The sequence below is a fragment of the Pseudomonas sp. Root329 genome (assembly GCF_001424925.1).
Lineage (GTDB): Bacteria > Pseudomonadota > Gammaproteobacteria > Pseudomonadales > Pseudomonadaceae > Aquipseudomonas > Aquipseudomonas arabinosi.
Genome location: NZ_LMCV01000002.1, coordinates 357,050 through 372,320, shown reverse-complemented (window position 1 = coordinate 372,320; position 15,271 = coordinate 357,050). Strand labels below are relative to the sequence as shown.

Sequence of the window (15,271 nt, the reverse complement as noted above, 5' to 3'; positions counted from 1 at the left end):
TGTAGGAGCAAGCTCGCTCCTACAAGGGTCAGTGATGCATCAGCTCGCTTGAATAATGCTTTTGAGTACTGATTTGAAATGCTCGACCTGTTCATCACTGAACTGGCCGAACACCTTGTCTTGCTGTTCTTTGGCGATTGCCCACAGCCCTTCCGTTTCGTCGATGCCTTTGAGGGTGAGGCGCACGCGATCGCCTTCATCATCGACCAGGCCCTTGCGCTTCAGATTAGAGACCGCCTCTTCAATCTCACGAGCCGGCATCGCCACCTCTCGCTGCAAATCCGCCATGTTCAAACCGGCGTCATTCTCCAGCACCATCAGCATGCGCGCTTCACTGGTGCGCAGCCCGGTGGACAATTGCCGCGGCTGATAGCCGGCCTGATAAGTGCGCAGGGCTTGGGTCATCAGGTAGTAAAGGTTGTGACTCAGACGCCCCTGAAAGTGACTGCTCGGTGCCTGGCCTTCTTCGCGCTGGGTCATGCGCGTGTGCGGCAGCACCATCGAATAGGCACCTTGGTGATACAACAGCGGCGAGCGTCCGAAATCGTCAAACGCAACGACCTTGCCGATCATGATCCAGTGATCTCCGCCATCGACCTGCTGGAATTTCTCGCAATGAAAACGTGCCGAGCAATCGGCGAACACCGGCGAACCACCCTCGCCCGGATCGTATTCGATACCGGCGAAACGATCATCCTTGGGTCGAGCGAAGTTATTGGACAGGTCGATCTGATCGGCTGCCAGAACGTTCACGGCGAAGTGACTGGACTCTTCAAACACCTCATGGCTGCTCGAGCGTTTGTCGATGCTCCAGAGGATCAACGGAGGGTCCAGGGACACCGAATTGAAGCTGTTGGCGGTCACACCCACTTTGCGCCCGCTGGCCGTGGCGGCGGTGACAACGGTCACCCCGGTTGCAAAGTTACCCAGGGCACGGCGAAAGGCGCGGTTGTCGAAGGAGGTATCGAGTTCTGCGGACATGTGAGTCTCCCGGGTTGCGCTGAACGGCAACCCTGATTGTTGTTATGTAAGTAGCGCGACGCTTGTTGAGGAACGATCAGACCATGGTCGGATCAGGTTCGAGGCCCATCAGCTCGCGGCCGAGAATCTGCGCGCAGACGTCGTAGTCGGTGTAGGCATGAGCGCCGGTCAGGTGCGAATCGCGGAACAATCGCTGCAGCTCATTGGTTTTGAACCAGGCACCGCCGCCAGCGGCTTCCATCAGACGATCGACGGCCTGGATGCACATCTTGGTGGCATAGCCTTGGTTAGTGCGCCAGAACGCCAGGGTTTCAGAACTCGGATACACGTGCGCCTCGCTATGCTCGGCGTGCTCTTGCCAGGTTTTTTCCAGGAAAGCGCGCGCCGCGGCCACCTGATGAGTGGATTCCGCCAAGCGCATCAGCGCCGGGGTGGCCGCGCCCACGGACGCACCGGTGTAAGCGCGAACGCGGTTTTTGGTCTTCTCGCGAAACACGTCAAGCATGCGTTCGGCCACACCCAGGCTCACAGTGGCAAACCCGCTGGCGAAGTACGGACGGTACGGCGAATAGAAAATCTTGCTGTCTGGGTATAGGCCGAACCCGGCGGATTTTCCTTCCATCATGTCCTTGGCTTTCTGGATACGGTGCTCAGGGACGAAGGCCTTGTCGATGATCAGGGTCTTGCTGCCACTGCCACACATGCCGATGGCGTACCAATCATCGCGGATCTCGTAATCACTGCGAGGCAGCACTGCGAAACAGTAATCCTGAGTACCCTCGGCGTTCTTGCGACGGAAGCCCACGATTGCCCATTCGGCGTGATCACAACCGCTGCTCCAACCCATCTCACCGCTGAACGTGACGCCGCCGTCGACTTCTTCAGTCCGGCCGAAAGGCGCGATGCTGCTGCTGGCGGTTGCGTGCGGATCGTCACCCCAGACCTCTTCCTGCAGCCTGGCCGAAAACATCGCCAGTTGGTGGCTGTGGGTGCACAACAGACTCATGGCCCAGGCCGTGCTCGCGCAGGAGCCGGCAAGCAAGGCAATGCAATCGGCGAACTGCGGCAAGGATATTTCCATGCCGCCAAATTTTTTCGGCTGAAACGCCCGGTGCATCCCGATGCTTTTCAACAACTCGATGTTTTCCGCCGGGACCTGACGGTCCTCTTCGGCCTGGAAAGCGTTGGCAGCGATGGTCGGCAAAAGAGACTTGAGATCTTCGAGCAAGGGGTTAGGCTTTTTCATGGTTCGACTCTGCTTATTATTGGGTGCGTAGCGATCGCTCATGACCAACACAGTCGTGACGATTGGAGGGCATGGGCCCTTGGTCACTTGGGGTGTTGCGAGACAACCATTGAAGAATGCGAGCCCAGTATGAAAGCCAGTACGCGGAAGAAAAATGCACGTTCCAGATGGAAGATTGCACTTTCCATAGAGGGGTATTTGTAGCGCTTGCAGCGCTGGCAAACGCCTATAACCATGCCGTTCCCGCGAACGGTCCGACACGTCGAAATGGCGAATCTGGCACCTGCTTTCGCCAGTTCCAGCGAGGTGTACGGAGCCTGTTGAGCGGGGCGATCACCGTGAACAGGTGTTTGGTCAATCACAGTGAGTTGCACTGGCATGGAGGTCGTCTCTGGATCGTTTGGAGGTGACTCGCATCAGGTGACGAACTTGATTACCATCATTACTGGCTCGCCGAACATCACAGCAGCATCCAGTTCGCCGGTCCGGCCCCGGAGCTGACCACTTAGTTGCGGAGCACTGGGCACCTCAGCTAGAAAAGATGCTGCCTTGACAATTATTTGCGCGCACAGCCCTGTGCGCGCTCACCGGCTATGACCTGATAGAGAACCTCAACGGCTAGCTTTTAGCGTTTCAAGCATCGCCTCGGCGGCCAGGGTGTGGACTTTGCGGGTCGGGTACCATTCATCCCAGTAGTAATGGGTATCTGGATTTTCACACACGGTCTTGACGTCCGGATAGGTGACTTGGCACGGGGTATCCAGATCCTTCGTGCCGCCATGTCCGCCGTCGCCGCGCAAGACATAGGTCGATGTAACCAGACTGACCACTTCATTGGTTTCTTTCTCTCGCAGTTCTTTTTCCAGAGAGACCAAGGCACCTTTACCTTCGCCTTTGTCCAGGACATCGCGCACGCGGTAGTGACCAATGTAAGTTTTGCCGGCTTCCAGCGGCCGGAGGATTGTGAACGTCTGCTCGCCATGCAACAGTTTTACTCATTCCACTTCCAGCGACGGGTCTACAGCCGCCACCTTGCGCGAGGGCTGGCTGCATATCGGAGACCTTGGGACACTGTCCGCGGATGGACGCCTGCAGTTCATCGGTCGACTCAAGGATATGTTCCGTGTCGGTGGCGAGAATGTCTCGCCGCTGGAAGTCGAGCAGGTGCTGCTCAAACACCCGGCTATCGAGTTGGCGCAAGTGATCGGCGTGCCGGACCCGCGACTGGGAGAGGTCCCTGCGGCCTATGTCACCCTCAAGCAGGGAGCCACCACCATTAGTGAAGACTTGATTGCTTTTTGCAAGGCAAGCTGTGCGAATTTCAAGGTGCCGCGTTATCTGTCCATTGTCGAAGACTTTGAAAGCATCGGTATGACCGGCTCAAGCAAAATCCAGAAAAACCGATTGCGCGACTTTGCTATACGCCAACTCGGACTGGCCTGAGTGCTGCAGACTGGGCAGTTACTACAAAAGTGTTACCAATGGACAAGCACTGTTGTTACTGGCTCGATCCGCCCGAGCCGGAAACCGCGAGTCGTGTCAATTCCCCGTCCCGGTTGTGCCCTGATCAGGTGCAATAACACGCAAAATCCGTAGGTCTCGGGAGCGCTTTCGCCCGCCATTGGCGGGCGCCAAAGCCTGATCAGGGATTTCCCCTGAAGCTGTCGCTGAAAACAGCAAAATATGCCTGAAGAACCACGAAAGACTCCACGCCCAGCACTCACGGCCTGTGTTTTGCCTACACTTTAAGGAACTGCGCGCGACGACTACACACTGAAATCAGCACTGAAAACCCGGCCAAATGCCGCATCCACATCCACACAGAACAAAAAAAGCTCTGTGTTAGGAGAGCCCCACATGATCCCTGGCATGAATGAAATCGCGAACCTGGTGGGCGGAATTGGCGACAGCCACTTTTCGCAGAGTTTCTTCAGTTTTTGCCATGATCAACTGAACATGGACCAATGCACGGTGTTCAGCTTCGATCCCCAGGGTAATCCACATTGCCTCATTGCCGAAGCCCTGCACAGCCAGGCCCGTAACGTGACTCGCACTCTCGCTCAGGAATACACCGAGGGAGCCTTCCGCCGGGACCCGAATATCACCTTGGGACAAGCCGCCCTGACGCCTAACCACCCAATGCTGGTACGTTGCGTGTCTCCCGCGCATATCCGCGATCCGGGCTACCGTCGACGCTTTTATCATGACGCGCTGGTGCGTCAGGAACTGGCTCTGGTGACGTCGATCAACGATCGCACCCTGTACTGCAGTTTTTATCGCAGCGATGAGCAAAAAGACTTTGCCCATGAGGACACGCTCCGGCTCCAGTATCTGGGCAGTTTCCTGGCGCAGACATTGAGCAAGCACACACAATTGCTTGAGCTCGGCCACCGTCATGAAACGCCGCAGACAGAACCGGCAATACTGAGTCTGGAGCGCAGGGAAAGGATGTATGAAGACTTGCGCAACACCTTGCTCAAGGCGGCCGGCGGACTGACACAACGCGAAGCGCAGATCTGCGCCTCCATCGCCTTAGGCTATACCACCCTGGGGATCGGTCTGAATCTAGGGATCTCGATCAATACAGTGGCGACCCATCGCAAACGGGCCTATGCCAAGCTCGGCATTTCCTGCCAGAACGAACTGTTCGCGCGCTATTACGACAATAGGGATGAGGCGCGGAACCTGAACTGATCACAGAATCAGTGCCCGCCGTCGACAGCGGGCACTACCGTTGTTTGATCTGCTCCATCCGCTATCAGGCGAACGTGCAGACCTCATCAAAAGACAGACGCGGCAAGCGTTGATGCAGCTTGCTGGCATCGCCATAGCCCAAATTGCAGAGGAAATTGCTGCGAATGGTGCTGTCGGCAAAAAATGCTTCATCCAGTGCCTGGCTATCAAAACCCGACATTGGCCCGCAATCCAGACCTAGCGCACGGGCGGCCAGCATCAACCAGGCAGCTTGCAGGGAACTGTTACGCAAGGCGCATTCTTCGCTCGCCACCGGATCGTTGCGAAACATATCGCGCACATCGGCATGGGGAAATAACCTGGGCAATTGCTGCCAGAAATCCATGTCAAAACCGATGATCACCGTGACCGGTGCACTCAGCACTTTCTCGACGTTGCCCGGGCTCAGGCACGGCTGCAAACGTTGCTTGCCCGAAACGCTGGTGACGAACACCAACCTCGCCGGCATGCAGTTGACGGAAGTCGGTGCAAACTGAGCCAAGGCCCATAGTTCCTCGAGAAGCGACCTGCTGACAGGACGCGCTTGCCAGCCATTGTGGCTGCGTCCCTCGCGAAACAGCAGGTCGAGACTAGCGTCATCGAGGCTCGATAAACGTTGGCGAAGCTCATTCGCCATTTCCAGCGTTGAATTCATGGGGCACTCACACTCAAGGCAGGCGGATAATGACCAGCATCCGTGAATGCTGGTCGGCAGTGGCTTACCAGGGGTTCGCGACGAAAGCGCGATCGAGCACTTCGACCACTTCGTCAACGTGCTCTTTGGTAAAGGTCAGCGGTGGAGAAATGATCAGTTTGTTGACAATGGTGCGGATCATCACCCCGTTATTCACACAGGCCTCGGAGATCGCCAGCGGATACGCGTCGGCGGGGCCGAACGATTCCTTGGTAGTACGGTCCTTGACCAACTCGACCGCCAACATCAGCCCTTTGCCACGAACATCGCCAATGGCACGATGCTTTTCCTTGAGCCCCAGCAGCTTCGCCAGGAAATAATCGCCGACCACCCGCGCGTTCTCTGCCAGGTTTTCATCCAGTACGATATCAATGGCGGCCAGTGCAGCAGCACAGGAAACCGGGTGCCCGGAGTAGGTGTAACCATGCATGTAAACCGAGGTGAAACCAGCATCGCGCTCCCAAGCCTGGGCCACACGTGAATTGACCAGGGTTGCGCTCAGCGGTACGTAACCGCTGCTGATGCCCTTGGCCAGACACATGATGTCCGGCTTGACTCCCCAACCACGGGAGCCGAACAACGAACCGCTTCGACCAAGCCCGGTTATGACTTCATCGGCGATCAGCAGGATGTCGTACTTGTCGCAGATTTGGCGCAGACGCGGCCAATAGGAAGCAGGTGGCACGATAACGCCGCCAGCACCCTGGACCGGCTCGGCGATCAACGCCGCAATAGTGCCGGGTGCCTGCATTTCAATTTGCCGCTCGAGGATCTGCGCACAGATCTCGGCGAGTTCCTCAGGATCATTGGTGAAGGGGTTGCGGTATAGGTGCGGTGATTCGACCTGGAAGAATCCTGGCATCAAGGGTTCGTAGCTGCTTTTCCAGGCGTTGCCACCACATGCGGACATACCGCCGAAATTCAGGCCGTGATAACCGTTGTACAGCGAGATGAATTTGACCTTGTCGGGCTGGCCTTCGAGTTTCCAATACTGACGGGCGATCTTCAGTGCACTTTCTACTGCATCGGAGCCGCCAAGGCCAAAGGAAACCTTGACCATACCTTCCTCGGCGGCCACTTCCGTCAACTTCTGCGACAGTGCAATGGCGGGTACGTTGGTGCTACCCGGGAACAACGAGTAGTAGGCCAACTCCTCCATCTGCTTAGTCACCGCATCAATGATTTCGCGGCGACCATAACCGGCATTGACGCACCACAGTCCTCCTTGGCAATCAATGAACCTGCGCCCGTCGATGTCGGTGATATGCACGCCCTCACCCGATTGGATAATCAACGGCCGGTGGTCATGCAGCGCTTTCGGATCTTGCATCGGGTGCATCAGGTGCACCGTGTTGTGTTCTTTAAGCCAGGCCTTTTTCGTGCTATTCATACTGTCACTCCAGGTCATTCATTTGGGCAGAGGACACACTGCTAAGTGGGATCCTTGGGCTTGACTCTAAGGGCAGTCGCAGCATGCGTATCTACCCTCAACAGGTGAGCCGCGAACTTCGCGACGGCGTACTTCAGACGCGCAGCGCATGACAATCCTGCAGATGCCAGCCGACCCGCACACGGTGACCTGGAGCGGCCGAAACCAGCCCCTGGACGTTGGGCATCTTGATGATGAAGTCGTCATGTCCACAGATCTTGACGCGAGTGCGCAGGTGGTCACCGTGGTAGATCACTTCACAGACTTCGGCATCGAAGTTGTTGCTCAGCTCGACCCCCGGCCGAAGAAAGCTGACCCGTTCCGGACGCAGTGCCAGGCAACAGCGCTGTCCCATCGTCAAGCCCGGCGAGCTCATCGCCCTGATCTGCTGGCCCGTGTCCATGCGGATCACACAGCACTCGTCCTGCACGCTCTGCACGGTGCCTTTGAGTTGGTTGTTCTCGCCAATGAACTGCGCGACGAAGGCGTTTGCCGGACGCTCGTAAAGCTCGCCCGGACTGGCCAGTTGCTGAATCACCCCGTCGTTGAACACCGACACGCGATCGGACATGGTCAAGGCCTCGCCCTGATCGTGGGTGACGTAGACCATGGTGATGCCCAGTTGGCTATGCAAGCGTTTGATTTCATATTGCATTTGCTCGCGCAGTTGCTTGTCCAGCGCGCCCAACGGCTCATCCATCAACACCAGTTTGGGCTCGAAGATCAACGCGCGAGCCACCGCCACCCGCTGTTGTTGGCCACCGGACAGCTGGGCCGGTTTTCGCGCCGCCAGGTGCTGCAGGTGCACCATCTCCAACGCGCGCCCTACCCGGCTGCGAATCTGCGCTTTATCCAAACGCTGTACCTGCAATGGAAAGGCTAGGTTATCGGCGATGCTCATGTGCGGGAACAAGGCATAGTTCTGGAACACCATGCCGATGTTGCGTTTATGAGTGGCAATGCGGCTGATCGGTTGACCATCCAGATAGATCTCCCCTTCACTGGCGGTTTCAAAACCGGCCAGCATCATCAGGCAGGTGGTCTTGCCTGAACCCGAGGGGCCGAGCAGCGTCATGAACTCGCCTTCACGGATATTCAGGTTGAGATCCTTGACCACCAGATTCTGGCCGTCATAACTTTTTTTCACGCCAGCGAACCTGACGTAGGAATCATTATTCTTTGACATGAAGTCACACGCTCTCGAGTGAATGGCATAGTTGGCAGCGAACCTGTCGCAACCGATATCAAGCGTCGGACACAGCACTCTTGCCAGCCATGCGCGCGGCATAGCGCTGTAACCAGCCGAGGGTCAGCAGGAACAGCGTCGACAACAGCGTGAGCAGGAACGCCACGGCGGTGATCGATGGACTCAGGTTTTCGCGCACTCCGGAAAACATCTCTCTGGGCAAGGTGCGCTGCTCTGGGCCTGCCAGTAACAGCGACACCACCACCTCATCGAACGAGGTGGCAAAGGCGAACACAGCGCCGCTTGCCACGCCCGGCAGAATCAGTGGCAAGGTGACTCTGCGAAACGTCCGGATAGGACCGGCCCCAAGGCTCGCCGCCGCCCGCAGCAAACCGCGATCGAGCCCTTGCAGCGTGGCGTTCACCGCAATCAGCACAAAAGGTGTCGCCAGGGCGGTATGCGCCAGCACCATGCCGAGGTAGGTACTGGCCAGCCCGAGGGTGGAGAACAGGAAGTAGATCCCGACCGCCGTGATCACCGTCGGGACGATCATCGGCGACAACAACACCGCCATCAGCAAAGGCTTCATGCGGAAATCGGCAAGGTTGAGACCCAGCGCCGCCAGCGTGCCGAGCACCGTTGCCAGGCTCATGCTGGCGACTCCGATCATCAGGCTGTTCTTGAGTGCAAACAGCCATTGAGGCGAGGCGAACACCTGCTGATACCAGCGCAATGACCAGCCATCCAATGGGTAGCTGAGAAAACTGCCACCATTGAATGACAACGGGATGATCACCAGGATGGGGGCCATCAGGAATATCAACACCAACCAGGCCGCACAGCGGTTGAAATAACGCCAAAACAGAGTGCTTTGCATACGTCCTCCTAGCGACCGATGCGCTGTACGCCAACCAGACCGACATACACCCGATAGAGCACCAACGTTGCGATGAGCAAGACCACGCCCAACGCCGCCGCCAACCCCCAGTTGATCGTGCCGCTGGTGTAAAATGCGATGTAGTAGCTGATGAGTTGATCATTCGAACCACCGATCAACACCGGTGTGATGTAGTAGCCAAGAGCAAGAATGAAGACCAGCAGCGAGCCCGCTGCTATACCCGGCAGCAGTTGCGGCAAGTACACCCTGCGGTAGGCCATGACCGGCCCGGCGCCCAGCGACACTGCTGCGCGCATCTGTGCGGCCGGGACCGCACGCATGGCGCCATACAACGGCAGGATCATGTAGGGCAACAGGACATGACTGAGCGCCACCAGCACGCCGGTGCGGTTATAGAGCATCTGCAGCGGGTTCTCGATCACACCTAACGTTTGCAGAAAACTGTTGACCAGCCCATTGCCTTGCAGCACCACTACCCAGGCCATGGTCCGTACCAATACCGAGGTCCAGAACGGCAGGAGCACCAGCAGCATGATGACCCCGCTCAGGCGTGGTGAAGCAGACGTCATGTATTGCGCCACCGGGAACGCCAGCAACAAGGTGATCAAGGTCACGGACAACGAAATACCGAACGTGCGCGCAAGAATGTCCAGGTAGTTCGATTGTCCCTCGTCGACCCGGACAATCTTTCCTTGCGCGTCGCGTTTGAGGTCCAAAGCCGTCAGCAAGTAGAGACTGGTGGTCGGACCACGAGCACGCTCGATCACGATCCAGGGTTCCAACTGCGCCCATTGCGGATCAATCGCGATCAATCGTTGCTGCCAGCCACCAGCGTCCGCCTGGACAGCGGACAACTTGCGCGCACTGTTACTGATCAGGCTGCGCAGCCCCGGCGTGTCGTAGTTGAGGCGCCGCGCCAGGGTCCCGACGGTTTTATCCTCCTGGGCCTGGCGCAAATCGGCCACCAGGGCCTCGAACGCTACACCGGAGGGCAATGACCGCTGATCCCAGTCCTGCAAAGCGACCAGTGTGCGAGGCAACAACATGGCGGTCTCTCGGTCATCTACCGCCAGTTTGAGCATGCCGCTCAACGGCATGATGAAAGTCCCCAGCAGAAACAGGAACAACGGCGCGATCAACAACAACGCCATGCCCTGACGTCTGCGCAATTGAGGGCAAACCGTGCGCAGCGCCCTGGCATCCGAACTGACAACGGCAGTACTCATGCCAGAAGTACCGTTGCGCGAGCCCATGACCCTCATTTTGCCGACCATGCGGAGAATCGCTCAGTCAGTGAATCAATGTTCTCCAACCAATACTCAGCGTCGAAAGGCACCGATTTGGCCAGGGTCTCCGGCGAGCTCGGCAGCTGAGCCTGAATCTCGGTCGGGATCAACTGATTGGCGTTTTTGTTCGCCACCCCATAACGGATTTTCAGCGGGAAGCGCGCCTGGTTCCGGGCATCGCCAAAGTATTTGAGAAAGCGGTAGGCATCGTCCTGATTCTTGCTGCCCTTGAGCAGCACCCAGGAATCGACCATGAAGATCCCGCCATTCCAGACTACTTTGAAGTTGCGCTTGTCCGACTCATTGGCAGCGGATACCCGGCCATTGTATGTGGTGGTCATCACCACTTCACCGGAGCCCAGCAGTTGCATCGGCTGGTTGCCCGCCGACCACCAGATCAGGTTCGGCTTAAGTTGATCCAGCTTGGCAAATGCACGATCAACGCCCTTCGGGGTACTCAATACTTTGTAGACCTGGTCAGGCGCGACGCCATCGGCCATCAGGGCGAATTCCAGATTCATCTTGGGACCCTGGCGCAGGGCCCGTTTGCCAGGAAACTTCTTCACATCCCAGAAATCGGCCCAGGATTGAGGACCGGCCTTCAACGTATTGCCGTCGTAGGCAATCACAATGCTGTAGACGTTCGCGCCTAGCCCGCACTCGCTGGCGGCCCCGGGAATGAACTGCGAAGGCGTGCCGATACGGGCGAAGTCCAGCGGTTGATACAAACCCTCCTCACAACCCAGTACCATTTCTTCGGGCTCGACCTGCACCAGATCCCACCCGGAATCGCCGGCCAGGATCTTCGAACGCAAGATACCAATACCGCCATCCCAACTGTCTTCATTAATCTTCAGGCCCTCGGCCCGCAAGGGATCGAAGAAGACTTCGCGCTGAGCATCCTGAAAAACGCCACCCCAGGACACCAGGGTGACCTGCGCACAAGCATTGCTCGCCACGACAACCCCGGCCAGCAAGCCGCAGATATTCAAAGACAACTTTTGGTTCATGGACGTACCCTCACAGTGCAGGCGGTCAGAAGTATCGGAATGTTGTTTTCACCGCCCCGCCATATCTCAACATTACGCGCGTGAGACTCGCCTCACATCACCTCGATAGGTGACCCTCGCCGCCCCCTGCGGCCAGTGCTCCCGGCCGCCTCAAGACGCACTGCCGGACACAAAAAAGCCGCCAGTCCCTATCAGGAACCGGCGGCAATGAAACCCGCACGCTACGCGTTTGAATCTAGTGTTTGTAACCCTGGGCAGCGCCGAAAATCTGCTCGCGCTCAGACCAGTTGTGACGTTCATCCCAGTGCATCAGCACTGCTTTGGCCTCGCGTTCGTACTCTTCGTCCATGGTCGGGGTCGCCGTATGTACCCCCAATTCAAGGCGATGTCCCGAAGGGTCGAAAAAGTAGATTGAAAGCAGAAAATCATCGTGATTGACCGGTCCCAACACCTTGATGCCCTTGGACTCCAAGTCAGCCTTGGCCTGCACCAGTGTTTCGACATCCTTGACTCGAAAAGCGAAATGCTGGACCCAGCCTGGAGTCTCCGGATCGCGCCCGGAAACGGCGCCGGGATCATTGGGCAGTTCGAAGAAGGCGATGCAGCTGCCGTCCTCCATCTGGAAAAAGATATGAATATGCGGGCTGTAGAGGCCCGTCGACGGGACATGGTCTTCGCCCATCGCGTGAATGAATTTCAAGCCGAGGACATTCGTGTAGAACTCGACGGTTTCCCGGGCATCCTTGCAACGAAAGGCGGCGTGATGAAGACTTTTGCAGAGCATGATGAACTCCCGCTTCTAGAATTTAGTGTCTGGGTCAGTTGATTTTGCGTTGTGCAACCAGCTGATCGATGGCACCGAAAACCGAATGCCCTTCGCGGTCGAAGTGCTCGATCCTGACGCGCTCGCCGAACTTCAGCAGCGGGGTCGTGGCCTGGCCGGTCTTGATGGTTTCCAGCGCGCGCCACTCGCCGATACAGCCGCAGCCGACACGGTCATCCTCATTGGAGACCGTGCCAAGCCCCACCAGACTTCCGGGTTCGAAGTCACGGGTCTGTGCCACATGAGCAATCATGTGTCCATAGTGAAAGGGTGTATCGATACCGGTTTCGATATCGCCGAAGAGCTCACCGCGAACCCAGCACTTCATCTTTCCAGACACCAGCTTGCCGTCCCAAAGCTCACCCAGTTCATCGGGCGTGACGGCGATCGGTCCCAGGCTGGAAGCCGATTTACTGGTGACAAAACCAAAGGTGCGCTTGAGCTCGGCGGGAATCAGCGCGCGCAATGAAACATCATTGAGCAGCACGAACAAACGGATGTAGCTGGTCGCCTGCTCCGGCGAGACCCCCATGGGCACATCACCGGTGACAGCGGCTATTTCCGCTTCAAAGTCGATACCCAGTGCTTCATCAGGCAGGCATATCGGATCGTTCCAGGCCATGAAGCCATGGGAAATCCCCTGATATACCAGCGGCTTTTCCAATATATCGGCCGGCAAAGTTTCACCTCGTGCCGCACGATTACGCTGGATATGGCTGAGATAACAAGCGCCGTCCAGGTACTGATAGCTGCGTGGCAGAGGCGCCGCCAGCGCGGTCATATCAAGGGCGAAAGCCCCCTCGACCGGCCCGGTATTCAAGGCGTCGTACAGCTCACGCAATGGGATTTCGAGCGAATCCCAGTTGTCCAGAGCAAACTGCAGCGTGGGCACCAGCTCACCGACTTTCACGGCTTGGCGCAGATCGCGGCTGACCACCAGCAACACACCATCGCGGCCAGATTTAAGTGACGCAAGTTTCATGTTTCCAACTCCATTCAGTGGACAGGCAGCTCTACCCCGGGAGCCCGGGATAGGGATGGCTCAGCCGCTCGGCCCCACCTCCAGAGGGGGACCGAACAGCGCATGCAAATTGTTTGAGTTGAAGAACGACTCTGGATAAAACAGCCCCACTTCCATCGACAGCGCGAGATAGCGACGCGCCTGCAGAGCGGCGAAATGAGCCTGAAGGGTGGCGAAAACGTTTTGACCTATCGACTGACGCAGATCCTGCGGGCGGGCGGCACTGAGTTTGAGCTCGACATGAATCCCGGCGTAATCGCCTAGACCATCGGCAAAACGATAGTGCTCGATCCGCCGTGCCCGACTGCGGATCCCGCCCGTGGGGAACAGCTGCATCTCCATCAATTGCCGATGAACCTTGGCGAACAAACAGTCGAGGTCCAGCTCGCTCTCCAGATTGGCGCTGTACTCGACGATGAAATGCGGCATTGGCAAACCTCCGGCAGAACCCAGACTGATCAGGAAACCCGCACCAGCACGGTTTTGCTTTCCAGATAACCGTCCAGCCCCTCACGGCCAAGATCACGGCCAAACCCGGATTGCTTGGTACCGCCTTCCGGTAACGCCGGATAAGGGAAACCCTCGGTATTGACCGACACCTTGCCGCACTTGAGCAGCGGAACCAGCCGATGAATGCGGCTCAAGTCGCGACTCCAGACACTCGCCGCCAAGCCATAGGCCGTGTCATTGGCAAGCATTGCCGCCTCTTCGAGCTCATCGAATGGCAACACGGCTAGGACCGGGCCGAAAATTTCTTGCTGCACCAGGGCATCCCCTTGCTTGACGTCGGCAAGTACCGCAGGTGCCGCAAAGAAGCCCTCGCCTTGAGGAGAACGCCCTTGAGTGATCAGGCTCGCACCGCCCTGCACCGCTCGCTGCACGTAGCCTTGCACTCTCTCGAACTGACGAGCGTTGATCAATGGCCCCATCTGGCTACCCGCATTGAGCCCGGCCCCGAGCTGCAGACTGTCAGCCCGCCGGGCGACCCCTTCCAGGACCTGCTCATACACCCGGCGTTGCACATATAAACGCGCACCGGCGACGCAGATCTGCCCTGAGTTGGTGAAAATCGCACTGGCCGCACCGCGGATGGCTTGCTCCATATCTGCATCATCGAACACGATAGTCGGCGACTTGCCGCCCAGTTCGAGGGTGACTTTCTTCAAACTGTCAGTAGCCAGACGATTGATGTACTTGCCGGTCTCAGTGGAGCCGGTAAAGGAAATCTTCGCCACCAGGGGATGGCGCACCAAGGCTTCACCTGCCTCAGCACCGTAGCCCGTCACGATGTTTACCACGCCGTTTGGAAAACCGGCCTGCTGGATTAGATCAGCCAGGATCAGCGCAGTCAGCGAGGCATCCTCAGCGGGTTTCAGCACGACCGTACAACCGGCTGCCAATGCCGGTGCAAGCTTCCAGATCGCCATCATCAACGGTACGTTCCACGGCACGATAGCCCCAACCACGCCCACAGCTTCACGAGCAGTGTAGGCAAAAAACTGGCTACCGGGAAACGGCATCTTCACATCGACCGTCTCGCCGACGATCTTCGACGGCCAGCCGGCCATATAGCGCAAAACGCCAGCGGCGCCGCCAACGTTGATTTCGGCAAAGCCCAAAGGCATGCCGTTATCGACGCTTTCGACTTGAGCCAGAAGTGCCATATTGGCTTCGATCAGATCGGCCAGGCGCAGGATCAGGCGTTCACGATCCAGCGGCGAAAGTCCGCGCCAGGATGGCTGATTGAACGCACGATGAGCAGCCTGCACAGCGGCGTCGATATCCGCGGCATTGCCTGCCCCGATAGCACTGATCTGATGACCACTGGAGGGGTCGAGCACAGCAATGCTGGCGGTGGGCGCCTGCCACTGCCCATCAATAAAGTGACCGTGTGTGTGCTCGATAAATGCACGAGCTGCAGGGCTCAGGCGTGAATAATCATTACTGTCGATCGCCATGACTCA

At 57.7% G+C, this 15,271-nt stretch carries 14 protein-coding genes and 2 pseudogenes; 2 read left to right on the top strand and 14 right to left on the bottom strand.

Annotation, left to right across the window (positions count from 1 at the left end; translation table 11 throughout):
* Positions 1 to 39: 39 nt before the first annotated feature.
* The 4 genes and pseudogenes from ASC74_RS04725 to ASC74_RS32530 all read right to left on the bottom strand — a co-directional run.
* A complete protein-coding gene (locus ASC74_RS04725; RefSeq protein ID WP_056739614.1) occupies positions 40 to 981 on the bottom strand; it encodes a p-hydroxyphenylacetate 3-hydroxylase reductase component in 942 nt (313 codons plus the stop codon).
* A gap of 76 nt (positions 982 to 1,057) precedes the next feature.
* Positions 1,058 to 2,227, bottom strand: a complete 1,170-nt coding sequence (locus ASC74_RS04720; protein WP_056739612.1) for a p-hydroxyphenylacetate 3-hydroxylase oxygenase component — start codon at positions 2,225 to 2,227, stop codon at positions 1,058 to 1,060.
* A 611-nt stretch (positions 2,228 to 2,838) separates the two neighbouring features.
* Positions 2,839 to 3,003 (bottom strand): annotated as a pseudogene (locus tag ASC74_RS31755) (GDSL family lipase); the annotation flags it as partial.
* A 27-nt stretch (positions 3,004 to 3,030) separates the two neighbouring features.
* Positions 3,031 to 3,213: pseudogene (locus tag ASC74_RS32530) on the bottom strand (MaoC/PaaZ C-terminal domain-containing protein); the annotation flags it as partial.
* A gap of 46 nt (positions 3,214 to 3,259) precedes the next feature.
* Between ASC74_RS32530 and ASC74_RS04710 the strand changes: the two are divergent.
* Together ASC74_RS04710 and ASC74_RS04705 are read left to right on the top strand one after the other, a co-directional pair.
* Positions 3,260 to 3,670, top strand: a complete 411-nt coding sequence (locus ASC74_RS04710) for a class I adenylate-forming enzyme family protein (protein WP_236713229.1) — start codon at positions 3,260 to 3,262, stop codon at positions 3,668 to 3,670.
* A 426-nt stretch (positions 3,671 to 4,096) separates the two neighbouring features.
* Positions 4,097 to 4,921, top strand: a complete 825-nt coding sequence (locus ASC74_RS04705; protein ID WP_162247429.1) for a helix-turn-helix transcriptional regulator — start codon at positions 4,097 to 4,099, stop codon at positions 4,919 to 4,921.
* Between the two features lie 64 nt (positions 4,922 to 4,985).
* Here ASC74_RS04705 and ASC74_RS04700 read toward each other — a convergent pair whose 3' ends face one another.
* From ASC74_RS04700 to ASC74_RS04655, 10 genes are all read right to left on the bottom strand, one after another.
* Positions 4,986 to 5,615, bottom strand: coding sequence for a malonic semialdehyde reductase (locus ASC74_RS04700; RefSeq protein WP_236713228.1), 630 nt, complete (start codon positions 5,613 to 5,615; stop codon positions 4,986 to 4,988).
* A gap of 64 nt (positions 5,616 to 5,679) precedes the next feature.
* Positions 5,680 to 7,044, bottom strand: coding sequence for an aminotransferase class III-fold pyridoxal phosphate-dependent enzyme (locus tag ASC74_RS04695; RefSeq protein ID WP_156400791.1), 1,365 nt, complete (start codon positions 7,042 to 7,044; stop codon positions 5,680 to 5,682).
* 133 nt (positions 7,045 to 7,177) lie between these two features.
* Positions 7,178 to 8,269: an ABC transporter ATP-binding protein gene (locus ASC74_RS04690; protein WP_056739605.1), complete on the bottom strand. Its 1,092-nt coding sequence runs from the start codon at positions 8,267 to 8,269 to the stop codon at positions 7,178 to 7,180.
* Positions 8,270 to 8,327: 58 nt separating this feature from the next.
* Positions 8,328 to 9,146: an ABC transporter permease gene (locus ASC74_RS04685; RefSeq protein ID WP_056739604.1), complete on the bottom strand. Its 819-nt coding sequence runs from the start codon at positions 9,144 to 9,146 to the stop codon at positions 8,328 to 8,330.
* A gap of 8 nt (positions 9,147 to 9,154) precedes the next feature.
* Positions 9,155 to 10,393: an ABC transporter permease gene (locus ASC74_RS04680; RefSeq protein ID WP_056739733.1), complete on the bottom strand. Its 1,239-nt coding sequence runs from the start codon at positions 10,391 to 10,393 to the stop codon at positions 9,155 to 9,157.
* A gap of 32 nt (positions 10,394 to 10,425) precedes the next feature.
* On the bottom strand, positions 10,426 to 11,463 hold the full coding sequence (locus tag ASC74_RS04675) for an ABC transporter substrate-binding protein (protein ID WP_056739602.1): 1,038 nt from the start codon (positions 11,461 to 11,463) through the stop codon (positions 10,426 to 10,428).
* Between the two features lie 235 nt (positions 11,464 to 11,698).
* Positions 11,699 to 12,247, bottom strand: a complete 549-nt coding sequence (locus ASC74_RS04670; protein ID WP_056739600.1) for a VOC family protein — start codon at positions 12,245 to 12,247, stop codon at positions 11,699 to 11,701.
* A gap of 34 nt (positions 12,248 to 12,281) precedes the next feature.
* Positions 12,282 to 13,268, bottom strand: coding sequence for a fumarylacetoacetate hydrolase family protein (locus ASC74_RS04665; protein WP_056739598.1), 987 nt, complete (start codon positions 13,266 to 13,268; stop codon positions 12,282 to 12,284).
* 60 nt (positions 13,269 to 13,328) lie between these two features.
* A complete protein-coding gene (locus tag ASC74_RS04660) occupies positions 13,329 to 13,736 on the bottom strand; it encodes a hypothetical protein (RefSeq protein WP_056739596.1) in 408 nt (135 codons plus the stop codon).
* A 29-nt stretch (positions 13,737 to 13,765) separates the two neighbouring features.
* On the bottom strand, positions 13,766 to 15,265 hold the full coding sequence (locus ASC74_RS04655) for an aldehyde dehydrogenase family protein (protein WP_056739595.1): 1,500 nt from the start codon (positions 15,263 to 15,265) through the stop codon (positions 13,766 to 13,768).
* Positions 15,266 to 15,271: the final 6 nt, after the last annotated feature.